Genomic DNA, 25520 nt, shown 5'->3' with positions numbered 1-25520 from the left:
GACTACCAATATTTCCCAACGACATTCTTGTCCCTGAATGGAAGCTTAGGCTACTTTGAAAAATCTCATTTATGGTGCTATCTCTGTGTAAAACTCTGCGCTCACCGCTGTGAAAATAAAAAGCCGGAATTCATAATGAACTCCGGCTTTCGACCTATATATGTTCTAAGAGGCAAATGCCTCGGTTTTTCGTTCACGACTAATGGTTCCAGGTATCTTCTGATCCATTTTCAATATTATAAAACCTCCGAATGCACAAATAGCCATTCCTGCAGCCATTGGAAATGCTGAACTGGCATGGAATAAACTGACTATGGCTGTTACGATTCCGCCAATTGCCATTCGCATACTACCTAACATGGCTGAGGCTGATCCGGCATTTTTAGAAAATGGAGCCATTGCAAGTGCTGTAGTATTTGGACCATTCAATCCATGGGCTGTAAGGAAAATAAACATCGTTCCTATCAGGGTATATAGATTGAAAAAGTTGAAAAACACTCCAAGTACCAAAACGATTCCCGTTACACTTTGGTAGTGTAAAGAGAAGTTTATGATTTGCTGTGAGGTATATTTCTTGAGTAAAATATGATTGAGCTGTGTAGAACCAATCATAGCAAAAGCGAGAATTGCGAAAAGCCAACCAAATTGATGTTCGGTCAAACCATACAGGTTCATAAATACATCTGCTGAACTGGCGATATACGCAAAGGGAGCAGCGCCCGCAATTCCTCCTGCGAGCATGTATACTAGGAATTGACGATTCTCAAGAACCTTAATGTAGCTTTTCCATACCTTCTTTGGCTTTAGTGAGACCTCTCGATCTGGCAGTGCCCCTTCAGGAAGTACCACTACAGTAGCTACCCAAATAATGGCCGTCAAGACGGCAAGAATGATAAAGACCCAGTGCCAATCATAGGCAGAAGTTATAAATCCACCTAAAGTAGGAGCGATCATTGGAGAAACTGCGATTACCAATACAAGCAATGACATGGCCTGCGCAGTCTTTTTAACAGGGAAAATATCTCTAACAATAGCCTGAGCAGAAACCATTCCCCCACATCCTCCAATAGCCTGAAGAAAGCGCATGAAAATCAGGTTTTCTACAGACTGTGACATTGCGCAGCCTATAGATGCAAGGATGTAAATAGCCAAGCCTGCGTAGAGTGGTTTTTTACGGCCATATTTATCTAATAGTGGTCCATAAAATAACTGACCAATGGCAATACCAACCAGATAGGCAGTGAGAGAAAGCTGAATATTAGAAATAGGCGTATTCAGCGTCTCTGCCATCTCCGGGAAACCGGGGAGATACATGTCGATAGAGAAAGGACTGATTGTACACAGAGCACCTAGTACTAGTATAATCTTAAAGTATTCCGTTTTGCTGTATTTCTTTTCCACCCTAAAAATATTTTGATCTTCAACTACTGACTATCTGGGCTAAACAGGCTTGACTGTTAATGAGTTCGTAAATATCAGCTTATTTTTTTATGAATTAATCAGTTCTGATAAGAATGTGTTGAGGAATCGATAATTGCTTGGTTTATTATTCAAAAAATAAACCATCCTAAACCTAAGATTCTGGATGGTTCGGGAATTGCCAAAGAATAGTTGATGGTAAATATTCAGTTCTTTGCTCTCCATGCGGTACTTTGCTCTCAGTTACCATGATCGTAATGACAATTGCCAAAATACAATCTGAGAATGCTTCTCGCCTATTTTTGTTCATGATTTACTGAGTGTAAAAAGGCAAATCATTGATTATTTTTTTGTCAGCTCAATCCAAAAAGGGAAATAACGTTGGCCTTTCACTTCATAGAATGGGACTAATTGTCCTTTGATTTCTTGAAGATTGACACCTTTCATCTCTAAGATATCCACAGGTCCGCTCGATTTATCAAAAGCGATATTTGCATAGTTGGAGGTCTCAATTGTCATTTTTCCCTGAGGGGGTACTGGTTTCACGAATTTCACTCGAATGTCATACAGACCAGGTTCGACGCTGACATTCCAATAGCCAAATATGTCTTCCTGAGCCCACATTCCACGCTCTCCGGAAGCATCATTTCTGTTAAGAATTGTTGGGTTTTCAGCTGGGTTACCGATTTGAATGACTGCTGGAGTTTTTTGATTTTCTTCGTTGATCAAGTCAATGTAGATAGCGTCCATTTCAGATTTCAGTTCTTTTGCCTTCGCGCTGTTTTTGGCCACTATGTTATGTTGCTCATAAGGATCTTCATTCAGATTGAATAAATCGAATTTCTCGATTTCAGAATTGTAATCTGTATTCCCAACCAATTTCCAACCGGACTTTTGGATTGAAATGTTTTGATAAAGTTCAGGGTACTTTCTCGTCCAGTAAGCAAAATAACTACGGTCAGAGGCCTCAGTATTTTCACCTTTTATCAGTGGTAGCATGCTGTGGCCATCTATTTTTCGGTCTGTAGGAACTTCAAAACCAACAATGTCCGCCAGCGTGGGAAGTACATCCAAGTGTGCTGTTAAGGTGGAGATATCTTTGTTTCCTTTAAATCCTTCGGGATAGCGAATGAAAAATGGCGCTCTAATTCCACCCTGGTAGGTGCTGCTTTTCAGACCTTTTAGCCCAGCCAGATATCGCTGCTGCTGAGGGCCATTGTCAGTCATAAATATGACAACCGTGTTATCGTCAATCCCCAACTCCTCTAATTTTCGGAAAAGCTTATTTAGGTTATCATCGATGTTTTCCACCATCGCATAGACTCTTCTTGCATCCTCTTTATCTTTTTCAGACATAGGATAGAATGGCTTGCCATCCTTTCCAAAACCAGCTGTAGGATCAATGTTCTTGTACTTTTGATAATACTCGTCTGGTACCTGCAGTGGCGTATGCGGCGCATTGAAAGATAAGTAGGTGAAGAATGGCTTATCCTTATTTTTCTCTATAAAATTGATTGCCTCGTTTGCAAATATATCCGAGCAGTATCCTGCGTAGCTTTCCTGCTCATTATTGTGCCAAAGTACCGGGTCAAAATAGCTACGATTTCCCTGATAATAGGTAGTGAAATCACCCACTTGCCCCATACCACCAGAAAGGTGTATTACAGATTCATCAAATCCCTGATCACTTGGGCGCATTGGGTAATTATCACCTAGGTGCCATTTGCCAAAAATCCCAGTCGCATAATCTTTTGATTTCAATAATTCAGCAATCGTGATTTCTGACTCTGCCATCATTGCACCACCATTGTAGGTGTCACGTACACCAGTTCGAAGAGAATACCGGCCTGTCATCAAGCTTGCTCTCGTCGGCGCACAAACTGGAGACACATAGAAATTAGTGAACCGCACGCTTTCCGCTGCAAATGCATCGATAGTCGGCGTATTGATATGTGGGTTGCCAGTTGCGCCTAGGTCTCCGTAGCCTTGATCGTCGGTGATGATTAGGATGATATTGGGAGCTTTGGAAGCTTGCTGCGCAAAACTAAAACTGAGAGATAAAAAAAGTATTAGTGTGGATAGGGAACCTTGAATGTGCATCATACTAAAATTAGGTGGGTAATAATAGTCTAAAAATATATGCTTTTGGGAGAATAGCTATACTGTGACTGAATGAGTGTTTTTATTTCCCGCAAATACACGAAGCAATGACACGCAGGTAGACTTGAATTTTTTGAATTATTCATTCAAACTGAAAACGAAATATTTTGCGAAAATCCACGATAGTTATCAGCGATAATCTGCGGGAGACTTTATAGCTTATCTTTAAAACTCAATCTCATCAATACTTCTCAGCTGCACATGCTTTTTCATCTTCTTTTGGATGATTTTGAAGTGATGCAGATCCTCCTCCGCTACCAAGGAAATAGCCTCTCCAGTTGCGCCAGCACGGCCTGTTCTACCGATTCTGTGCACATAGTCCTTTGGAGATCTTGGCAATTCGTAATTGATCACCAGTGGCAAAAACTTGATGTCTATTCCTCTTGCAGCCAAATCCGTTGCAACCAGAATCCTTGTTTTACCAGATTTGAATCGATGTAAAGCTTCCGTTCTAGCACCTTGACTTTTGTCTCCATGAAAAGCCAAGGCGTCAATGCCATTTTTGTTGAGCTTGGTTACGATATTATTTGCCGCGCGGATAGATGAAGCAAAAACTAAAATCTGTGACCAGTCGCCTGAATTGATCAAGTAGCGAAGAAAAGGCCCTTTTTGCTCCATGGGAACTCTATAGGCATACTGCTCGATGAGATCCGGGGAAACAGTATCAGGTTCGGCAGAAATACGAACTGGCTCATGGAGCATCTCGTTGATCAGTCCTTCTACAGATTCTTCACTTGTCGCAGAGAAAAGTATGTTTTGGCGTTTTTTGGGAAGTTTTTCGAGGATCTGATCGACTTCCTCTTTGAAGCCCATATTTAATACTTTATCAGCTTCGTCTAAAACAAGAACTTCCACTTGATTAAGATTCAGCGAGTTTTTGGAAAGCAAATCCAATAAACGACCTGGCGTAGCTACTAGGATATCAGTCCCATAGATTTTCATCATCTGCGGATTGATGGATACTCCACCGAAAACGGCTAGAGCTTTGACAGGTCTATTCAGAAATCGCGCAAAATTCTCTGTTACTTCCGCTACTTGGCTGGCTAATTCCCGAGTAGGAACTAAGACCAAAACTGGTATCATTCTCCCTTTATTTGCATCTTTTTCCTGAAGTCTTTGAAGGATAGGGAGGATATAAGAAGCAGTCTTTCCAGAGCCAGTAGGAGCTATTCCGAGCAGGTCTTTCTTTTGCAAAATAGCTGGGATGGCCTCTATCTGTATAGGATAAGGACTATCGTAATTGGCTTTTTTGATTGCATCAAGTATTTGCTTGGAAAGTCCTAAATCTGAAAAGTTCATGGGCGCTAGTTTTGTGTAAAGTTAAGGCTTGGAAATTATTATCTCAGCTTTTAGCAGATCTTGATCTCATTTGTATGATTTAGTCAAATTTGCCGTTGTTGTAAATCAAGGTTGTGATTCTGCTTAATATGTTTCAAATTGTAACAGACTCAAATTGAACTCCTACTCACTGTAAGTGACATAAAGTAGTGAGCGATTTGTCAAACCCAAAACGCCTGTTTGTAGAATGCTGAATACTCGGATTGTCCATTACTTTTTCATAGTAATGTTACTGGCCTCTTGTGCCAAAGAAAATAAAGATTCCCAAAACCCATCTCCCGCTCAAACTGCCGAAGAAGAAAAGGCAACTTTTCAGTTAGAATCCGGTTTTGAAATCCAACTGGTGGCGTCTGAACCCATGGTGGAGGACCCAGTTTTTATCACGTTTGATGAAGATGCGAGACTTTGGGTGATCGAGATGCGTGGGTTTATGACGGATACACTGGGATCTGAAGAAGATAAGCCCATAGGTAGAATCTCGGTGCTTGAGGATGAAAATGGTGATGGTCTGATGGATAAAAGCACCATTTACATGGATAGTTTGGTTATGCCACGTGCCATTGGGTTTTTCGCAGATGGAGTACTCGTAGCTGAAAACAGTTCGCTTTGGGTCACACAGGATTTAGATGGCGATCTGAAAGCAGATACAAAAGTATTATTGGACTCTACCTATGCTTCCACTGGGAATCCTGAACATTCGGACAATGGATTGCTTCGAAATGTGGACAACTGGTATTACAATGCTAAATCGAAAATCCGCTATAAATATCAGAATGGTGAATGGATCAAAGAACAAACTGAGTTTCGAGGACAGTGGGGAATCAGTCAGGATGATCAAGGTCGATTGTTTTATAATTACAATTGGTCACAGCTCCACGCTGACTTGGTTCCGCCAAATTACCTTTCCAGAAACCCTAATCACAAAACTTCCACTGGAATTGATTTTGGCGTGAGTCAAGATCGGAGAGTATTTCCTATACGTGTCACGCCGGCAGTCAATCGGGGTTACATTCCTGGAGTATTGAATGATGAGCAACGCTTGATGGAATTCACTGCTGCTTGTTCGCCATGGATCTATAGAGCAACACTTTTTGCTGATGAATTTTATGGAAATGCTTTCGTGGCAGAGCCTGCTGGGAATTTGGTGAAGCGAAATGTGATTACCCAAACTGGTAATCTTTTGGAAGGAAAAGACCCGCATCCAGGTACAGAGTTTCTTGCGTCCACCGATGAGCGTTTTAGACCAGTGGATTTTGCTACCGGGCCAGATGGCGCACTTTACATCGCAGATATGTATCGCGGTTTGATTCAGCATGGAGAATACCTTACTCCTTATTTGAGAGAGCAAACGATCGGGCGAGGCCTAGAATTCCCTGTTCATCTGGGTAGAATATGGAGGATAGTGCCTTCTGGAGAAAGCGCTAGGACGATGCCGAAACTTTCTCAAGCTAGCAATGATGAATTGATCGTCTTGCTATCGGATGAAGATGGCTGGTATAGAGATATGTCCCAGCGATTATTGGTGGAGCGCAATGATCCAAGTGTAAAGGATGCCTTAATCAATTTGATTTTGGATAAGCAGGCAAGTGAAATGGGGCAGTTTCATGCACTGTGGACTTTAGAAGGTTTGGGCTTGGTTTCCGATGACTTGCTATTTCAGATTTTGGAAAACTCTTCGGTACTATTAAAAAGCACTGCATTGAGATTAATGGAGCCTTTCGCGGAAACTTCCGCTGCTACAAGTCAAAAGTTAGGACAGTATATGGAAGCAGCTGCAGCCAAAGCTGGTGTGGTTGAAGCTCTTCAGTTGGCATTGAGTAGTAATGTGCTTTCTGCTTCTTCTCAGGGTAAATTATTAGCCACGGTTTTTCAAAATCACGGAGCCGATGCGCTCATTCGTGATGCGATGATGAGTAGTTTGGCAAATAGAGAATATGAACTTTTAACGGAATTGTGGAATAGCTCAAATTGGGAAAATTCAGATCCCAATAGAGAGATTTTCCTAGAAACGCTAGCAAGTGCAATTATTAAAAAGGGAGATGCTAAAGAAATTACGGGATTATTAGGCTTGGCGAATGGCAAGGGCGAATTGAACTGGAAGCAAAACATCCTGATTTCAGGGATATCCATTCAAGCAGCTAATTTGAAGGATCGTAAGCCGATTGCCTTAGCGGCTGAGCCAGCTTTATTTAGACGCACTGACCTTCCTATTGATGAAGGACGTGTGGACATGCTGAAGCGAATGTTTTCTTGGCCAGGTTTCGAGCCTTCGGAAGTGGCTGTTGTGGAAAGTCAACTAGATGAACAAGCATTAATTCAATTTGCCGAAGGCAGACAAAAGTTCCTAGTCACCTGTGCGGGCTGTCATGGTTCAGATGGAGGAGGGGCTACAAGGATGGGGCCTCCATTGGTTGACTCGGACTGGGTGCTGGGAGATGAAAGAAGGCTGTCCATGATACTTTTGCATGGACTGGAAGGTCCGATTGAGGTATCAGGCATAACTTATGATGCACCAGATATTCTTCCTGTGATGCCGGCACATTCTACCATGGATGATGCGAGCATTGCTGCGATTTTGACTTATATTAGAAATGAGTGGGGTAATCAAGCTGCGCCGGTTTCAAGAAGGACGGTTGGGAAGATTCGACTTACTACTCAGGGGAGAGTTTATCCGTGGAAAGCAGAGGAATTAAATGAGCATATGAAAACCATACCAGCTGAAGAAAACCAATAAACCATGACCTCATGTTTACCTTACCATTTCATCCACCTTGTCCAAAGGAAAAAACAGAAAGGAGAGATTTTCTGAAAAAAGCCGGCTTGGGAGCTTTGGCGCTAACATTTCCTTTTCCCGATGTACCGAGTTCACTAGCTGGTGTTTCTATGGGAATAGTCGTGCATTCCTATGCTGCGAGGTGGCATTCGGATACACCTAGTAATAAGTATCCAGGATTTGAAAATGCCTTGAGCTTGATAGCTCATTGCAAGGAAATAGGAGCAGGGGGAGTACAGACAATGGTAAATGGCTGGTCTTCAGATTTTGCAAAACAAGTGCGTGATGCTCGCGAAAAGGCTGGGTTGTATCTGGAAGGAAGCATCGGTCTACCAAAGGAAAAGAATGAGCTTGCAAAATTTGAATCTGAGGTTTTGGCAGCAAAGGAAGCCGGAGCTTCCGTTTTGCGGACTGCTTGTCTAAGCGGAAGACGCTATGTGAATTTCAATACATTGACTGAGTACAAGGAATTTAGAAAAAAAGCGATAGAGTCAATAGAGCTAGCTGAACCAATTGTCGGAAAGCATAAGATGAAATTGGCGGTAGAAAACCATAAAGATTGGGCATCCAAAGAGTTAAGGCATGTTATCCATAAAATTGGAAGTGCCTGGGTAGGGGTGACCCTAGATTTTGGGAACAATGTTTCATTTATGGAAACCCCGAAAGATGTAATCGAAACATTAGCACCAATGGCCTTTTCTACTCATGTGAAAGATATGGGGGTAAAGGATTATGAGGATGGATTTTTGCTTTCTGAGGTTCCCTTGGGCGAAGGCATTGTTGATTTGAAATGGGCCGTTGAGCTTTGCAAGGAACATAATCCACAGATCAACTTTAGTTTGGAAATGATAACCCGCGATCCCTTGGAAATTCCTTGTATGAAGGATAGTTATTGGGCTACCTTCGATCATTTATCAGGATTAGATGTGTATAGAATGGAGAGGCTGATGGAAGAGAATCAATTCAAAGGAGATTTGCCTCAGGTAAAAGGGATGAGCAAGGAGGAACAGTTAGCTTTCGAAGAGAAGAATGTGTTGGCATGTCTGGAATATAGTCGGAGTTCACTGGGATTGGGCTGAGTGTTTTTAGTATATAATGAGTAGTAAGATTTGTATAATTAGTAAACTGATAAATCATGTCTGATAAATTACCTGGAATCAAACTTTTTGACCTAAGTGGAAAAGCAGCTATCATCACGGGTGGCTCCAAAGGACTTGGCTTAGCTATGGCCGAAGGTCTTGCTTCTGCTGGCGCAAATGTGATGCTGGTTAGCCGAACGCTGAAAGAAGGAGAGGAGTCAGCTAATAGAATTGCAGAACTCTATGGCGTGGAAGCCTTTGCCTTTGAAGCAGATGTAGTGAATAAGGAGCAAACAGAAGCCATGGCAAAAGCCGCGTTCGATGCTTTTGGCAGAATAGATATCCTGATCAACTCTGCGGGAATCAATATCCGAGGTGCGATCGATGAATTGCAACTGGAGGAGTTCAGTAAAGTGATGGATATCAATGTAACCGGAACTTGGCTTTGCTGTAAAGCTGTGACTCCTTACATGAAGGAAGCTGGCAAAGGAAGTATTATCAATCTGGCGAGTACACTGGGATTGGTTGGGCTATCGAACAGAACGCCTTATGCTTCCAGTAAAGGTGCGGTTGTTCAGATGACTCGTGCACTTGGATTGGAGTTCGCTCCATTCAATATCACTGTGAATGCGATTTGTCCAGGACCATTTTTGACAGAAATGAATATGCCAATTGCTGATACAGAAGAAGGGAAAAAGTTTGTGGTAGGGGCTACAGCACTTGGCCGATGGGGGAAATTGGAAGAAATCCAGGGAGCTGCGATTTACTTGGCTTCTGATGCTGGAACTTACATGGTGGGTTCTATGCTGACCGTAGATGGGGGCTGGACAGCGAGGTAATGGTACAATGATCTCGCAACGGCGCGACGGCGCAAAGTGTATAGGATCTTAAAAAGTCCCAGGCGATCCTTATAATCAGAGAGTTCAGTTATATAGTGTCGATCAGAATTAAATCTGCTGGATAATAGTAGCTAATAGAAGTTAGTTAGCTAGAAAATGGCAAAAGTTAATCTGGAAATTTATCGATAAATAGAACTGCTAAATATTCTCCCGAGGTATTTTTATCTAGCCCTGATGAAGTGGTTTTGTACGACTTTATCAAGAAAGCGAGTTGATTTGATGCATTCAAAAACCAGTTGCTTAGGTAATTCTGCAAACATTGGAATGCCCGATCCCAATAATACGGGGATTGTCGTAATGATCATTTCGTCAATTAGATCTTCTTTTAGAAAACTCTGAATGGTTTTACCTCCATCGATGTATAGCTTATGAAAACCTTTGCCGTGGATTTCGGCGAGCACTTCTAAGATACTTCCTTTGACCAGAAAAGTCTTGTCTTTAAGTTTTTCGGGGATCTCCGCCAATGAATTACTCCAGACAAACACAGGCTTTTTGTAAAACCACTCTCCTTCAAAAGCAGCAACTACTTCAAAGGTGTTTCTTCCCATGAGAAGCGCGTCGATGCCAGCAGTGAACTCATTGAACCCAGTGTCGATATGATCAATTTCCGGGAAGGTAGAAAGCCAGTCCAGTTCATGGTTTTTTCCAGCAATAAAACCGTCTAGGCTGGTGGCTATAAATACGCTGTTTTTCATTTTGGAGAGATTTATGAAAGTGCTAAGTGGTTATATTGGTCTAGCACAAGCCTCTTGAATGTACTATTTGCTTTTCAATCTATCCAAAGAATTGCTAGCATAATTTCTAAACCATCCAATTTCACAAGATTTAGTATAATTCTCATAGGCTAAAATGTTATCAGTCAAACTGGACTCTGCTGATTTCAATTCCATTTCCCCTAGTTTCCTCGCCCAATACTGGTAACTCTTTCTCATTGATCGAATAGTGGTAATCGGATCTTCCAATTTCTCAGGAAAGCCATATTCATCAATTATTGATTGTATCAAGGGCATGTGTTTGTTCTCAAAAACTTTCCCTGACTCAGTGAGTAAATCAGCGTAATCATTTAGGTTAATCAAGTTTTCAGCAGGATTGAAAATCCCTGAACTTTCAAATGCAAGTGCAACCCATTTTTCTGCAGCTTTATAATTCGATAAGATGCGATTACCTCTAATCAATAAATTAAGTGCGAGGAAATACAGAGATGGATAGTCTTCAACCTCCATACTTTCTACTACTATTTCGAAATGATGAATCGATTGCTCGTGCTGCTCTGATATCCAGTATATGTGGGCTATTTGGTTTTGCTGCTTTATTAGAAGCACATCCTCATCATAGACACCGTGAACTTTCTCTATGTATTCATTGACCATCCTTATTTTGGATTCAACATCAGGGATATCTCTGAAGAGTTGGAGCATTAACTCTGCTGGGAAAATATCTTTTTTGAGTTGCTCTTTATTCATCGACTTGTGATTTCTTACTGATTCTAAATGAATTTGAGATAAAATAAATCAAAGGAACAAACATCAATAAAAGTGAGACAGGTATAAACCAAATCCCCATTTCGCTTTTAAGTTCGGTGGCAATTTGAATCTTATTGAAAACGATAAGGCCAAAAATGACAACCAGAATCATCTTTAGATATCTCATCATTCGTGTTGAATTTAAATACTGAGCGGAAGCATTAGCCGCTGTGATGTCCGTTGGGTAGTTGAAGATTTCAGGAAACATATTTAGGAATGTTAATCCTAGAAAGGTAAGCGTACCCATGATTGGTAAAACAAATAGCGTGGCTTTTCCTCCAAAACTATCTGGTTGTCCAGCAGCATTGAAATGGGTTGGAATGGAATCAGGTAAGCTCGAATATTTAGCGATAACCAATCCCCATATAGCTAGGATTGCCAACCAGCCGAGTATTTCAAGGACTATATCTATGATGCCGAGCTTTAATTTGATCCTTGGTCTTTCTTCCATCTATGGGTAAAATCAGCTGGCTGAATAGTGTTGAGCTGCAGATTTCTAAAATTTTATTTCTTCGGCAAATACTGCTTTGGAATTGGGTTTTCTGGAGATTCTTGCATCCAATAAATACTAATGATCCACCATCTTTTGCCGTCGTTTAGCAACTGAATACTATTAATTCCGCGCATAAATGGCGTTTCCATAGACTCATTATTATAGGAATTGTAAGTGCTGAATATTTGGGTAATATTTCCAAAGGTGTCAACAGTTCGGTGGCTTTCTACCTCAAAAAAACCGATGTCCATCAACATTTTTCCAGCTCTGGAAATATAATCTTCTGGAGTCATGAAGGTAGCTCCTATTTCTCCAGCTTGGTTTTTGCCCGTAGGGATCAACTTGGCATCTGGATGAAACAAATATTTAAACAACTCCCAATTTCGCTCTTCACCTTTTTTGCCTGAAATCACTCCGTACAATGTCTCAATTGTACTGTCAAGTGTCTGCACCTTGCTGAGGTATTTGTCGCTAGTTTCTTGCGCATGAAGTGTCATCGAAATGGCAAAAAGTGCGATTATTAGGATGCTTGTTTTTTTCATGTCAATCTTGATTTTTAGTTTTCTTACCAGCTTCCGCCGCCACCGCCGCCAAAACCGCCTCCAGATGATCCACCACCACCCGAACTACCCGAACTTGAAGGTGAACTGATCATGGTGGACTGAGTTGACTTGATAGAATTAGTAAAGGATTTGGAGAAATGATTCATAGACATCATTCTGCCGGTGGAAGAATAATACCAAGTTGGTGGTTGCAAATTAAGGCCATCAAATTTCTTTGCCCACTTATCAAACATGCCAAAAGCCAGTGCATAGCTCATTGTGGATTCGAAATAGGAAGGATCTTCTTTGAGTAGCATTTTGAGTTTGTTCTCTTCGGCTACTTTAATGAATTGTTTGAAGCCTTTTAGCTCCGATAAAATTGCTGTTCCCTTCTCATTTTTTTTGATTAAAAACTGACCCATAATGAATAAAAACACAAAAGAGACCGTGATGGCAGCTGCAGCAATAAATCCCCAGTAAAACATAAAGACGAGTACAAGTATGCAAAAAGTAACAGCAAAGCCAATCATTGTATAATTTCTGATTCTGCGGGATTTGTTGATGTAATACTTCTGTGCAGCGTCCCTAAGAGAGCTTTTAGCCTTTCCCATGGTGGTGTAAAACTTGTCTTTCAGGCTGCTCACCAAAACCTCCGATCCGTCACTAAACAGGCCATTGAATACCTGGCGCTGGTATAATGGAGCACCTTGATTGATCTCCTTCAATTTGGTGAGTTTCGTATCATCCTTTGCAAACCATCCTTTTTCATCAATTTCTTCAATGGTCAAATACCCTTTTGATGCCCAAAAGGGAATCAATGCAATGAGGTCATGTGTGTCTCCTGAGTCGTCTATGAGAAAACCGACCATGGCAGGGTCCATACCTTTGGGAGGGTAATAGCTTGTGGTGGTAGTCGCATGATCATCCTTTCCGTGTTTTCTCCAGATCCAATAGAAAACAAAAAAGTAAAGTGCAACAATGATTGTCCAGCCGTAATCTGTCCAAAATGGCCAGAAAGGCTTGATCTCTTTGATACTGCCCAATGGCAATTTCAAGAGAACCGTGACAGCTTCACCGCCAGATGAAACTAGGTCGGGTTTGCTTACTCCAGAGAATTCTCCATTAGCAAATCGAGTTTCAAAATCTTCAGTTGGTGTATCATTACCACGCCTGCCAGCATATACAAAGTGCTCGTCCGAACTTAGCTCAATGCCATCAGGAAGGTGAATTCGAAAGTTGATTTTATGGAATGGAGCATCCCAATCGCTAGGTTTGATGTTCCAGTAGAATTGTATGGCTTCACTTTCATGAAGAAAAGCATTTTCGACACGATAGCTGATCGTATACTGTTGTGGGCCTTCCAGGTAAATAGCGGCATCACCGATTTTGATTTGAAGGTTGTTGGACATTTTCTGCCCAAATGCAGAAGGAGCTTCAAAATTATATCCCGGAACCTTAATGTTACTGAGTTTGATCTTTCGTGTTTCTTGCTCCCCAGCTTCATTCAGCATTTCGTAGGAAGTCTGAATATTCCGATAAATCCCATGCTTTGGGATTTTGAAATTCAGATCGTATTTCTCCACCACATCAAAGTAGCCCTCCTTGTGAATAGTGATATCCACATCATAAGAGCTAACACTGAAATCTTGAGCGAAGATTTGATGCTGCCCAAAAACTAGGAGGATAAGAAATACTATTTTTTTCATAATAACACTCATGTATTGGCAGAAGTCTAGATGATTCTTAACTGGTTTTAAACTTCAATCAAGAGAAACTAACTTTCACATTTTCACGACTTTCTGGCTCAGCTTCGAAATAGTCAAAATGCTGATAATTGAACATTCCAGCGACAAGTACTCCAGGGAAGCTTTCTCCGTAAGTATTGTTTTCGCGGACAGTGCCATTGTAGTAGCGTCTTGCCCGCTCTAGGTTTTCTTCTATCTCATTCAGTTTATCTTGTAGCTGAAGGAAGTTGGTGTTTGCCTTCAGGTCTGGATAAGCCTCACTCAAAGCAAAGATGCTTCTTAGGGTTTTTTGAAGTTGATTCTCCGCTTGAATCTGCTTGTTGATATCATCAGAGGGAACTGCCATCGCTGCATTTCTCGCTTGGATTACAGCTTCCAAGGTGTCTTTTTCGTGACTGGCATAACCTTTTACAGTTTCTACTAGATTTGGAATTAGATCATAGCGTCGCTTAAGGGCCACGTCTATATTACTCCAACCATCCTTGACTGTGTTTTTGTTTTTTACAAATCGGTTGAATATGCCAACTAGGATGACTCCCAGTAGCACAATTATTCCAATAATAATAAGGAGTACTGCCATAGTGATTTGGATTTTAGTTGAGGGATGAAATAACTATCATAAAAAAACTTTCAATTTTCAATAAATTACATTTTCAAAGTACCAACTTTTATTGAAAACTCAAGAAAATGAGGAGCATTGAAATGCTGGTGAGGGGGAAAGAAACATTCCTAGTGAATGGGATCCCCAATTCCTGATAAGTCAGAAATCCTAATTTCAATAGCTAGCTGTTGTTATCATCGCAAACACAAAAGAGTCATAGTTTTTATCAATTGAATTTACAATTACATAAGCGTTCATTTTATTAACTTAGCTTTTGTCAAAAATTAAACAAAACCCTAACAATATGGATAACAAGAAAAATGGAAAGGATTACACCGACCCGGTATGGGATGTGAATAACTCTGAGGCAAAATGCCCATTTACGTCAGGAGCAATTCATCAAACAGCTGGTGGCGGGACGAAGAATCGAGACTGGTGGCCAAATATGTTGAATTTGAATATTCTACGTCAGAATTCTTCGAAGTCCAATCCTTTGGGCCCAGACTTCAATTATGCAGAGGAGTTCAAGAAATTGGATCTTGCTGCGGTGAAAAAAGACTTGGCTGATCTGATGACAGATTCTCAGGATTGGTGGCCAGCAGATTTTGGTCATTATGGGCCATTTTTTATCAGAATGGCTTGGCACTCGGCAGGGACTTATCGTATCGCTGACGGAAGAGGCGGTGGAGGATCAGGATCTCAGCGCTTTGCACCGCTCAATAGCTGGCCAGATAATGCCAACTTGGATAAGGCCAGATATTTACTTTGGCCGATCAAGCAAAAGTATGGAAATAAGCTTTCTTGGGCAGATCTATTGATTCTAGCTGGGAATGTTTCATTGGAAACGATGGGATTAGAAACTTTCGGTTTCGCCGGAGGTCGTGTGGACGTTTGGGAGCCCGAAGAAGATATCTACTGGGGTTCTGAAGGAGAATGGCTAGGTGATCAAGAAAGATATGCAGGAAGTAGCGATGGCGAGAGGGATTTGGAGAATCCACTAGGAGCTTCTCATATGGGATTGATATATGTGAATCCAGAAGGTCCCAAAGGTCAACCAGATCCTGTAGCAGCTGCTCATGATATTCGTGAGACCTTTGGTCGAATGGCTATGAATGATGAGGAAACTGTCGCGTTGATTGCGGGTGGACATACATTTGGAAAAACGCACGGCGCTGCTGACCCAGGAGAATTCGTAGGTCATGAGCCTGAAGGAGCAAGTATTGAAGAAATGGGATTAGGTTGGAAGAACAGCTTCGGCAAAGGTCATTCAGGAGATACGATTACTTCAGGCTTGGAGGTGACTTGGACATCTACTCCAACTAAATGGAGCAATGGCTTTTTCGAAAATCTTTTCGGTTTCGAGTGGGAATTGACAAAGAGCCCTGCAGGTGCACATCAGTGGACTCCAAAAAATGGTGGGGGAGCAGGAACTGTTCCTGATGCGCATGATCCTTCCAAAAAACATGCGCCAGCAATGTTGACGACTGATTTGTCTTTGAAATTGGATCCAGCATATGAGAAAATTTCCCGACGCTTCTTCGAAAACCCACAGGAATTTGCAGATGCTTTCTCTAGAGCGTGGTTTAAGTTGACACACCGTGATATGGGTCCAATTCAGCGCTATTTAGGACCAGAAGTTCCTACTGAAGAACTGATATGGCAAGATCCGATTCCAGCTTCCAACCATGAATTGGTAAATGATGCTGATGTCGCATCTTTGAAAGCGAAGGTGTTGGATTCAGGACTTTCTGTTTCTGAATTAGTTTCTACCGCATGGGCATCGGCTTCTACTTTCCGTGGATCAGATATGCGTGGAGGAGCCAATGGTGCGAGAATTAGGCTTTCGCCTCAGAACAATTGGGAGGTAAATAATCCTTCTCAGCTTGGAAAAGTGCTTGATAAATTGGAGGCAATCCAAAAGGAATTTAATACAGCTCAAGCTGGTGGAAAGCAGATTTCACTCGCCGATATGATTGTATTGGCTGGTGGTGCTGGAGTAGAAAAAGCAGCGAAAAATGCTGGTAAGGACATAACAGTACCTTTCACTCCAGGAAGGGGAGATGCTTCTCAGGCTCAGACTGATGTAGCATCTTTTGCTGCTATGGAGCCTGCAGCTGATGGTTTCCGGAATTATTATAGACCAACCCACAAGGCTTCAGCCGAGGAGATGCTTGTAGATCGCGCACAGCTTCTTAAGCTTTCACCACCAGAAATGACAGTGCTACTTGGAGGTTTGCGAGTGATTGGTACCAATTATGACAATTCTAATTATGGTGTATTCACTTCCACTCCAGGAGCCTTGACCAATGATTTCTTTGTGAATATCCTTGATATGGGTATTTCTTGGAAAGCTGCGGACAAGGGACAGCATGCATTCTTGGGATCTGATCGTAAGACTGGTGCTGTGAAATGGACTGGAACAAGGGCTGATTTGATCTTCGGTTCTAACTCAGAACTTCGGGCTTTGGCCGAAGTTTATGGTAGCTCAGATTCATCCGATAAATTCCTGAAGGACTTCGTCGCAGCATGGGACAAGGTGATGATGCTGGATCGCTACGATTTAGCTTAATTATAGGAAAATTGTTAATACAAAAAGGTGATCTGGAGACGGATCACTTTTTTTGTGATTTTTGACTAAGCCTCAGAAATGCTCAATCCCTCATAAGCCAATTCTAGCGTTTCTATTGCTATTTCACTTCCCTCAGAATTCAGGTCAGTTCCAGTGATTTTGGTTGGCCAAGCATTGGAAAGTGTCCAGGTCATGGTTGTGCTTCCAGATTCATCCAATAATTTGATTACTATAGTTTCTCTTTTAACTATATTCATTTTCAGAGCATTGTACCAGTTCCAAAATGCGTTGTCGTTTCTGAATACTCCCTTTTTAAGTATGATATTTCCTGTCTTGACAATTCCAGGCATATTGATCGTTGAAAATTGGGGGTTGTTGCCTTTTCTATATTCTAGCGTTTGTGGTTCGGTGTCCAAGCCAGATACTTCTTGAAATGAAATGGCTGAGTTTAAAGATTCAAATGAAATTGAAAAGTAAAATTTTGGTAAGGGCCAGGGCTGGTTTTGAGATTCTGATGTCATATTATTGAAAATTCTGATTAGAGGAGCTTTTCAATTATTTGTTTAACTGATCATTAATTGACTTTCTGAATCTAAATTAGAGAAATAAGGCAGATGGGCTTAGTTTTCGGTCATTATTTTATGATCAATCCTTAAGCCATCCTGCTATACTTCTTCTCTCTCGTGTAAAAGAAGGATGTACTTCATGTTCCATTTCATCGCTTTGAAAAAATACCATTTTTCCAGCAATAGGTGAAATGTCTTGTTGAGAACCTCCTTCTGGATATAGGGAAAGCAATCCTCCATCTTCAGTTTGCCAATCCTGATTTAGGAAAAGGACGATAGAATACTTCCTTCCCTTTTCATTTTTGAATTGATCTAAGTGTCTTTTATAAAAGCTCTTTTGTTCATAATCTGCATAATGACTTTCAAAACTCTTGATAGCAGTAAAGCAGGTTTTATTCAAGTGGGAAATGAAATTGCAGACCTTCTGGTTGTAGATCTTTTCAAATTGATCGATACTTTTATCATCAATCCATTTTATTTTATCTCCTCTGATTGAGGCATTTTGCTGATAATCATTCTTGTTGCCCGTCCCGGAAACCTGAAGATTCCCCGACTGTTTTTCTCGCTGGATATTGTCGAGTAAGCCGTTAATCGTATTGATATCTATGAAATGATTGCTGCAACCATACTTATTGTCAATCAGGCCTTGAATCATTTCTTCGAATTGATCATGCTCCTCTTTCTGCTCCTGATCCTTGTCCATTTTGGTAGTTAGTACCTAGTTGTATTGGTTTACAATCAGGGTTTTACACAAGAAGATCATTCTTTGGTTCATTCTTTCATTTTCTTTTTGAAGAGGTAGAATAATTGGCAAGGAAAGTATGGTCTTCGAGAGCTTGAATGGGAAATGGACAGATATGGAGCTGCGATATGATGATTAGATTATCCTAACCATTAATTTGAAAATTTCTTATCCAAATCTGGCTGAATGATTTTTTTCGCTGCTTCCGCATCAATATACTCTTCTAGATCTTTCATGGAAATCACGGTGAAATCATTCGCAGATAGGAACTCTAAGTATTCTTTAAAAAGTTCTGATGGTGTATTCACCCAAGGATGCTCTATATCAGGAACTCCATGAATAGTTAAGATCACTATTTCCCCATCTTTGGCTTCATCAAAGGCTTTGATGATCTCAGCTTTATTGTCGGCATCGGTAGCCCAACTTGGAATCAGATACGGGTGATCGCTAAGGGGGTCATAGGCTCTACTGCCTCCTGCACGAGCGAATACATAATCTTTTTCTTGTAAATAAGTTAAAGCTTGAGCATTCAATCCATATCCGGGATAGGCGAAGTTGCTAGGCTTGGCGATTCCTAATGAGTCACATTTATCTTCTATATAAGCCAATTGCTTATTGAAATCTGCTTGATTCAATTTGCTGACATTAGCATGAGTATGTGTATGATTGGCGATTTCAAAACCCATCTGGTCCAAGGCTTGGATCTGCCGCCAGTTCATATACAAAGTGCTATCAGCATAATTGGGTTGAAACTCACAGACAAAAAAAGTCCCTCCAAACCCAAATTCTTTGAGTAGGGGAGCTACCACCGAATACTGGCTTGCCGGAGCATCATCGAAGGTCAAAACAACCAGCTTATCTGGAATTGGTTTTTTTAGGATTTGAGCAGATGAATACGAAATAAAAGCGGTGAAAATAAGTAATGTTAGAAGTGATTTCATGAGGACAATATGGATAAGGATTGGGAATCTGTTGCCGATTTGCAGTCATAAAATTCTAACCAATCCCCAAATATATCTATTCATTATTATAGGAAAGCTTCATTGAACCTTAACGAAGAAGAGCCTGCCGTAGCAAGCTCTTCATTTATTTACCAGTTAGGAGTGGATTATTTTATCAGTTCTATATCACCAAGCTGCCATGTTTTTTTAAAGAATGCCTCCTTGGTACCATATGTTCTGAATACTGGAAACCAACCTTCGCCTTCATTGGTTTGAACCCAGTTGCTTTCCTTTCCTTCAGGTGCTACATGGCCGATGTACAAGTCAACACTGCCATCAGCATTAATTTTCAGATCTTTGTTTCTGGAGTCAATGCTGGTAGCTCTCAGTTTATCCGGCGCATTTTCGTTGTCAATAAAACAACGCGTGTTTTCGCTGTATAGCGTAAATGCCCAGAAATTTGAAGCAGGCATGTCTGCTGGGATATTGATTTTGTAGGTATTCGATCCCATTAAGAAATTACCGTCTTTGTCTTTTTTGGTGGTTAAATAACTAGTCGTTCCAGGACCTGGACTGTCTGACTTCATACCCGCAGTTACCGTTACAGCTTCGAAATAATATTCATTGCTTTCGTCTAAAAAGTAATCTGTATCGCTTGTTTTGGTCAGTGGGAAATTGCCCATCAATCGGTACCAACTGGTATTCTCATAATAGGGCTCGTCGGCTCTTGGTTCTATTTGGTTGGCTCTAGATATCAATTCACCTAAATTGGCCCCTTCAGTCAAGGTGGTTTTCAATTCAGCTGATGGATTTAAGGCTTGACCATTTTCAATACCGAAATACTTCATATAAGTATAGAAGATTTTATCTTCTTGTTTTATAGGCTCATCTTGAATAAACTGATGTACCAGTTTAAAATACTCATACCCACTTGGCATTACACCCGAAAAGCGTTTGTTGGTATTGGCAATGAATTTTGCCGGCTTCAGCGTTTCTCCATACTTTCCAATCAAAAAGTTCTCTTTCATTTTATCTACTTCCGCTTGATCAGTTGATAAAAATCGAGTGCCGATCATAATTTTATTGGTCGTAGCGTGGATCACATAGTACCCTTTGGTATCAAGTTTAGAAATATCATAACCATTGGGAACGATGAGGTATTTGCCACCTTTGCCTTTGTCTTGACCAGCCAATCCTAGGTCGCCTAAGGAAAGTTGGAAAAAATCTAACACTCCACCAGCAGAAGGCCCTGCAGGGTAACTAATAACTACAGGTCCGGATTTGGCAAGGTTTGCCCATCCTATGACGTATGGCGTGGTTGCATTTGCTGTGAGAATACCTACTTTTTCTTCAAACGACCTTGATTCTACGAAATCTAGATCCTTGGCTCCATATACCTCAGAATTGGCGTTGTACCATTTTTGAAAAGATACCACTGGCAAAGACCATTCATAGATGGAAACAGCACGCTGCAGTAGTAATTGCTTGTTTAGTTTTTCTATGGATTCTTTACTGATATAGCTTTGAGTCAATTGAATGTCGCCAAAATCGGTCTTGATCAATTCATCTCCTTGTAAGCTTGCTTTGGAAAGTTCAATGGCCTTGTCTGTATTTGTATTAGACTGAGCTTGACTATAACTGAAAGAGGCTAGGCATACTGCTATAAGCAATATTGGTTTGAATGTGTTTTTCATCGTTAATTCTACCTTAGTTATTGACCTTATTTAATGCTGGACGCTTCCAACTACCATCTAGAGCAGCTTCTTTTGGCCAATATAAACGCATGATTGTTACGAATGGCCCTTTAGGAGCAGGCAACCAATTGGCTTCTTTATCCTTTCCTGGAGATTCATTTTGAAGATATAGGGTAATAGACCCATCCTTTCCCTTTGCAAAACTTGGTAGCATGGGAGAATTCAACAAATACCGATTGATAGGGTTTTCAACTAATAAGCTTTCTGGTAATTTGTACATAGTCAAAGACCAAAATGCATTCACAGGGGGTAATTCGCCTTCGGCAAAATGTAAGGTGTATTTGTTGGTCGTAGCATCTAATTTATTGCCATCAGAATCTACTGCATAAAACGGATACATGGCCTCTTCCTTAGAGTTGCCATAGATACCTAGGACAGCTGCGGCCATTCTTTTTAAGTAGTCATTCTTCAAAAATTCACGGGTTCCAAATACATCGCCTGAGGTGATTTTTCCTTCATCCATTTTTTTCTTTATGCTTGCAAAATCAACCGTCCAAGCTTCCTGTATTCCTTTTTTCATGGCTTCCTGAACTTCAGGAGCTAGTTTTTGGACATCAAATACTTTTCCAGCACCAACTCCGATTTTAGCGAAACGAGCCATTAATTCTGTTTCTGAGGAGTTTGTTGGCGCAAATTGCAAGGCAAAATTCATGATTGTAAAAAATTCCAATGAGGATTTCTGTTCTTCAGGAGTTAAGGGTTTAATAAAATCGATCTTAGAGGTTGCTACAGCATCTTCAGTATTTAAGAAGCTTGATAAAGGCTCCATTTTATAGGCAGCCTGAATTTTCTTCACCTTTTCGAGATCCCCTGGGTTGAAAAGTTGGGTTCTGTAAACAGCTGAGATCAAGTTTGTTTCAGATTTCACTACCCTGCTTATTCCCTCTGGGATATCTCCATGCCAATTAGGTCCAGCAACCAAATAGCTTCCTGCTTTATTGCCTGAAGTACGGGTGCCTAAATAATCGAAATTGAAGGTGTATGCATCAATAAACTGAATGCTATAGTAGCGATTGGCCTCTACCTCTGGCACGGTGAGGACAATAGGCTCAGCCCGCAGATCTAAACCAGACCAAGAATAGGGAGTATCTGAATTTGGGGTTTGTACTGCAATATCTTTTGGAGTAAAAACCCGGGCGATATTTCCAAGATGATTCCAAGGGGCCTTAAATTCTGAACTGGTATTGTCTTCATAATAATCGTATTGAATACGATAATTATCTACCATAGGAAAACCGTAAATATAGGCCTCCTTCGTTATGGCAGTGATAGAGTCTAAGGGTATCTCTGATGAGATGTCTGTGGTTGTGTTATTGTTTTGAGAGCAAGAGAATGCAATTAACAGGATCAATACTATGGGAAAAACTTTGTTCATGGCCTACTGGTTTATACTATAAAAATACACTTGTGAAGCCCTAGCTTTATTTTGCCTAGATCTGCATAAGCTAAAAGTTCAGAGGGAATCCTTCTTACAAAGTAGTCATTTTTAAGGAGTTATTTTCATCTGATTTTCTCAAAGCTACAATTAGTAAAAATGCTGATAGCAATCGATGTTCATGCTAAAAGAATGAAAAGCTATGCTCAGAGCTTGAAACATTAAGCAAAATGACTGGAGGTACATTTTAGGGGCATGAAGCAGAAAAAGAGGGGAAATGGTTTGACTTTTTTTGTTCAAACATCGCCACGGCGAACAGGCACATTAGACTTGGTTTTTTTACATCATTACCCTGCTTGTACACTGGTTTTACGAACAGAGATAGACCTTGGACGACTGCGAAGTTGGTCGAACTTTTATGATATTTTGGTCTCATCTAATTGTATTCTCTCGCTAGTTGAGTTAACACTTCCATTGCTTTTGTAGCATCCTTACTATCGACAAATATGTGATCGTGATAATATCCTGCGACGACATTACAACTTATGTTGTTTTTAGCCAATACAGTGGAAAAAAGCGCTGTTAAACCAACGGCCTCAAGTGAGGAATGAATCATCAAAGTAATCCAGGAAGCTAGGTATTGATAAGATAGCTTTAGCTCATCGGCTTTTTTTCTTGTGATGATTATAGTTGTTCCTTCACTTTCTTTGAATTCGCAAATGGTATCCTTTCGATCAATCACATCTATATTCTCAACGGTAACAAAGACGTATTCCCCCTCATTCAGTTTTGGGCGCATGCCTTTGATTAACTTGTCTATTTCGGTTTCTCCAGAGCCTTGCCTGTTAGTGTTAGCTGTCATGCGAATTTATTAATGTGTTTTAGGCATTCTTTTCAGCCCAAAAATATATGTATAGCCCATAAATCCAATTATTAGGAGTACGCCAAATACGGATGGTAAATATTGGCTATGTGGTTGGTATTCTACGAGTACCGTCCCAGTAAATGCAGATAGCAGTGCAGCAAAAGCACTTGTCATTTTGTAAATATGTTCGTAAACCCAAATTCGGTGCTTACTATACTTATGGGCAGGGATTAAATATCTCAGAAAATCATATATAATTACGAATACCAAAGCACCTACAGTACTATAAATGACTATAGGGGACCAAATCATTCCAATAGATTTGAAATAATATAGAAAATAAGTTAAAACGAAAAGACTTGTTGTTGCAACTATAATGTCCACCTTTTTCGGGACATTCGATTTGGATTTCAGTACTCTATATCCCGAGAAAGATACGTATCCACTTAAAACCGTAATTACTAGCAAAAAAGTATTTCGTCTAAAGATGAATACTGCAATTAGTCCAGTCAAAATTACGATTGAAATAAAACCCAAAAAATACCTTCCGCTTTGATTATGAATTTTACCTCCTTTGGTGCTTAATAAGGCGACAAGTCCAAGGATCAGAGCGATCATCCCTGACAAAATATGGATTGCGATATTTATAGTATGTAATACTTCCATTTATGAGCACATCAGTACTATACGCAAGTTCAAAACCTGATTTTTTGGAATTGTATTCTGATCTCTTTTTTATGTTTTCGTCATATCGTTTAGCTGATTTGGCAGTTCTTTCTGCTTCCAAACCTTTTTCTATTACGCCACAACAAGCGAAATCATATAAATCACGCTGATTGCAGTCAAAGACATAATCAACGTACCGAGACTATGTGTCTGATTACCCTGTTTGATAGAAAGACCAGAGAGTTGCGTCACTGCCCAGAAGAAGCTATCGTTGGCATGTGAGATCGCCATGGCACCAGCGCCTGTAGCTAGGACAGCGAACACGCGCATGATTTCTGAGTCGAGTCCAAGCGAACCTAGCAAAGGCGCGATGATAGATGCTGTGGTGATCATCGCTACTGTGGAGGATCCTTGGGCGGTTTTCAGCGCAAATGCAATCAGGAATGGAAGAAAAATCCCCCAGCTTGCACCACTCATGCTGGTACTAACTAGATCACCTATGCCTGAGTTTTGTAGCATTTTCCCAAAGACTCCACCTGCTCCTGTAATCAAAATAACTGGAGCGGCGATTAATATCGCTTCACCTATCCAGCCGGAGGAAGAAAGTAACTTGGCATCGAATTTCTTTGGCAAGGTAAAGGCCATAAATGAACCTAGTAGCAATGCGATTACAGGGCTTCCTGCGAATTGTATGAAGGTATAGAAAGTGCCTTCTCCCAAAGGTTTGGTTGGGTATTTCGCTATGGAAGCGGCTATGATTAAGATCAATGGAACGATAATCGGTAGAAAAGAAGCAAATGCAGAAGGCCTTTCCTGCTTGTCAATTTCTTCTGTTTTGGCTGCCATTTTGGGCATCAGAGGAATTTTATATGCTACTTTTTTGACAAAAATGTAACTCGGTATAAGGGTGGATAAACTCACAATAAGTCCATAGAAAATAATCATTCCCAGGTCAGCTTCATAGATGCCTGCTGTGGCAATAGGCCCGGGAGTAGGAGGTACCAATGAGTGTGAAGCGGTAGCCCCAAGAGCCAATGCAATCGTAGTGGCAGCATACGGAACTTTGCCTTTCAACGAGAGAGACTTGCTGATAGGGTTCATCATGATAAAAGTACTGTCTCCAAAGACTGGAATCGAGAGGATATATCCTGAAATCATCATGGCAAGGGTCACTGATTTCTCTCCAATCCAAGACAGGATTTTCTCAGCAATGACGATAGCTCCGCCGGTTTTTTCCAGAAAAGTCCCCATCATCACACCCAGCAAAATCAGCAGGCCAATACTTCCAAGCACACCTCCAAATCCTTCGGAAATGGATTTCAGGATTAATTCACCGGGCATTCCAGATAAGAGCCCATATAGAATGGCACCGCAGAAAAGAGCAAGAAAAGGATGGATGTCGAATTTGACGATGGCAAGAAGAATCAATGCCAAGGCAAAAAGGATAATCAAAAGAGTGAGCATTTTGGG

Annotated in this window: 22 protein-coding genes; 4 read left to right on the top strand and 18 right to left on the bottom strand. The window is 40.8% G+C overall.

The annotated features are described in order from the left end of the window. Positions 1-165: 165 nt before the first annotated feature. The 4 genes from LV85_RS10975 to LV85_RS10960 all read right to left on the bottom strand — a co-directional run bounded on the left by LV85_RS10975 (position 166) and on the right by LV85_RS10960 (position 4878). The gene (locus LV85_RS10975; RefSeq protein ID WP_317046444.1) at positions 166-1401 is read right to left on the bottom strand and encodes a multidrug effflux MFS transporter; all 1236 of its coding nucleotides are present in this window, start codon (positions 1399-1401) and stop codon (positions 166-168) included. Positions 1402-1573: 172 nt separating this feature from the next. Then, positions 1574-1729 carry a TMEM175 family protein gene (locus LV85_RS10970; protein WP_111319289.1) on the bottom strand — a complete coding sequence of 52 codons (156 nt, stop codon included), beginning with the start codon at positions 1727-1729 and terminating at the stop codon, positions 1574-1576. 32 nt (positions 1730-1761) lie between these two features. Beyond that, the gene (locus tag LV85_RS10965) at positions 1762-3522 is read right to left on the bottom strand and encodes an arylsulfatase (RefSeq protein WP_111319287.1); all 1761 of its coding nucleotides are present in this window, start codon (positions 3520-3522) and stop codon (positions 1762-1764) included. Positions 3523-3744: 222 nt separating this feature from the next. After that, positions 3745-4878 carry a DEAD/DEAH box helicase gene (locus tag LV85_RS10960; RefSeq protein ID WP_111319285.1) on the bottom strand — a complete coding sequence of 378 codons (1134 nt, stop codon included), beginning with the start codon at positions 4876-4878 and terminating at the stop codon, positions 3745-3747. A 226-nt stretch (positions 4879-5104) separates the two neighbouring features. On the opposite strand from LV85_RS10960, the gene LV85_RS10955 reads away from it, so the two are divergent. From LV85_RS10955 to LV85_RS10945, 3 genes are read left to right on the top strand one after another with little or no spacing between them, the layout of a single operon-like run. Next, entirely contained in the window at positions 5105-7651 is a 2547-nt protein-coding gene (locus tag LV85_RS10955) for a DUF7133 domain-containing protein (protein ID WP_111319283.1), read from the top strand. Positions 7652-7662: 11 nt separating this feature from the next. Further along, complete coding sequence (locus LV85_RS10950) at positions 7663-8769, top strand: sugar phosphate isomerase/epimerase family protein (RefSeq protein ID WP_111319281.1); 1107 nt, start codon at positions 7663-7665, stop codon at positions 8767-8769. 56 nt (positions 8770-8825) lie between these two features. Next, complete coding sequence (locus tag LV85_RS10945; protein ID WP_111319279.1) at positions 8826-9608, top strand: SDR family NAD(P)-dependent oxidoreductase; 783 nt, start codon at positions 8826-8828, stop codon at positions 9606-9608. A gap of 221 nt (positions 9609-9829) precedes the next feature. On the opposite strand, the gene LV85_RS10940 is transcribed toward LV85_RS10945, so the two are convergent. The 6 genes from LV85_RS10940 to LV85_RS10915 all read right to left on the bottom strand — a co-directional run bounded on the left by LV85_RS10940 (position 9830) and on the right by LV85_RS10915 (position 14551). Continuing rightward, positions 9830-10363, bottom strand: coding sequence for a dihydrofolate reductase family protein (locus LV85_RS10940; RefSeq protein WP_111319277.1), 534 nt, complete (start codon positions 10361-10363; stop codon positions 9830-9832). Between the two features lie 63 nt (positions 10364-10426). After that, complete coding sequence (locus tag LV85_RS10935; RefSeq protein ID WP_111319275.1) at positions 10427-11131, bottom strand: hypothetical protein; 705 nt, start codon at positions 11129-11131, stop codon at positions 10427-10429. After that, positions 11124-11642, bottom strand: coding sequence for a DUF1648 domain-containing protein (locus tag LV85_RS10930; protein WP_111319273.1), 519 nt, complete (start codon positions 11640-11642; stop codon positions 11124-11126). Before LV85_RS10930 ends, LV85_RS10935 begins: the two co-directional genes overlap by 8 nt. A gap of 53 nt (positions 11643-11695) precedes the next feature. Then, complete coding sequence (locus tag LV85_RS10925) at positions 11696-12226, bottom strand: hypothetical protein (RefSeq protein ID WP_111319271.1); 531 nt, start codon at positions 12224-12226, stop codon at positions 11696-11698. 23 nt (positions 12227-12249) lie between these two features. Next, entirely contained in the window at positions 12250-13932 is a 1683-nt protein-coding gene (locus LV85_RS10920; protein ID WP_111319269.1) for a DUF2207 domain-containing protein, read from the bottom strand. Positions 13933-13990: 58 nt separating this feature from the next. Then, positions 13991-14551 carry a LemA family protein gene (locus LV85_RS10915; protein ID WP_111319267.1) on the bottom strand — a complete coding sequence of 187 codons (561 nt, stop codon included), beginning with the start codon at positions 14549-14551 and terminating at the stop codon, positions 13991-13993. A 325-nt stretch (positions 14552-14876) separates the two neighbouring features. Here LV85_RS10915 and katG point away from each other — a divergent pair, with 325 nt between their 5' ends. Then, positions 14877-17141: a catalase/peroxidase HPI gene (gene katG / locus LV85_RS10910; RefSeq protein WP_111319265.1), complete on the top strand. Its 2265-nt coding sequence runs from the start codon at positions 14877-14879 to the stop codon at positions 17139-17141. A 65-nt stretch (positions 17142-17206) separates the two neighbouring features. Here the strand turns inward: katG and LV85_RS10905 are convergent, their stop codons facing one another. The 8 genes from LV85_RS10905 to LV85_RS10870 form a co-directional block, all read right to left on the bottom strand. Then, positions 17207-17662: a phage tail protein gene (locus LV85_RS10905; RefSeq protein WP_111319263.1), complete on the bottom strand. Its 456-nt coding sequence runs from the start codon at positions 17660-17662 to the stop codon at positions 17207-17209. 124 nt (positions 17663-17786) lie between these two features. Beyond that, the gene (locus LV85_RS10900) at positions 17787-18410 is read right to left on the bottom strand and encodes a 2OG-Fe(II) oxygenase (RefSeq protein WP_111319261.1); all 624 of its coding nucleotides are present in this window, start codon (positions 18408-18410) and stop codon (positions 17787-17789) included. Between the two features lie 191 nt (positions 18411-18601). Further along, a complete protein-coding gene (locus tag LV85_RS10895; protein ID WP_111319259.1) occupies positions 18602-19390 on the bottom strand; it encodes a polysaccharide deacetylase family protein in 789 nt (262 codons plus the stop codon). Between the two features lie 167 nt (positions 19391-19557). Further along, the gene (locus tag LV85_RS10890) at positions 19558-21084 is read right to left on the bottom strand and encodes a DUF1214 domain-containing protein (protein WP_111319257.1); all 1527 of its coding nucleotides are present in this window, start codon (positions 21082-21084) and stop codon (positions 19558-19560) included. 13 nt (positions 21085-21097) lie between these two features. Beyond that, on the bottom strand, positions 21098-22519 hold the full coding sequence (locus LV85_RS10885) for a DUF1254 domain-containing protein (protein ID WP_111319255.1): 1422 nt from the start codon (positions 22517-22519) through the stop codon (positions 21098-21100). Positions 22520-22955: 436 nt separating this feature from the next. Continuing rightward, the gene (locus LV85_RS10880) at positions 22956-23381 is read right to left on the bottom strand and encodes an ACT domain-containing protein (RefSeq protein ID WP_111319253.1); all 426 of its coding nucleotides are present in this window, start codon (positions 23379-23381) and stop codon (positions 22956-22958) included. 9 nt (positions 23382-23390) lie between these two features. Next, positions 23391-24002, bottom strand: coding sequence for a hypothetical protein (locus tag LV85_RS10875; protein WP_146260466.1), 612 nt, complete (start codon positions 24000-24002; stop codon positions 23391-23393). Positions 24003-24182: 180 nt separating this feature from the next. Further along, positions 24183-25514, bottom strand: a complete 1332-nt coding sequence (locus LV85_RS10870) for a GntP family permease (RefSeq protein WP_111319249.1) — start codon at positions 25512-25514, stop codon at positions 24183-24185. Positions 25515-25520: the final 6 nt, after the last annotated feature.

Origin of the sequence: Algoriphagus chordae (genome assembly GCF_003254055.1) — a bacterium.
In the GTDB taxonomy this organism is placed as follows: Bacteria; Bacteroidota; Bacteroidia; order Cytophagales; family Cyclobacteriaceae; genus Algoriphagus; species Algoriphagus chordae.
The sequence above is the reverse complement of the archived record's forward strand: the minus strand, read 5'-3'. Positions and strand labels throughout refer to the sequence as shown.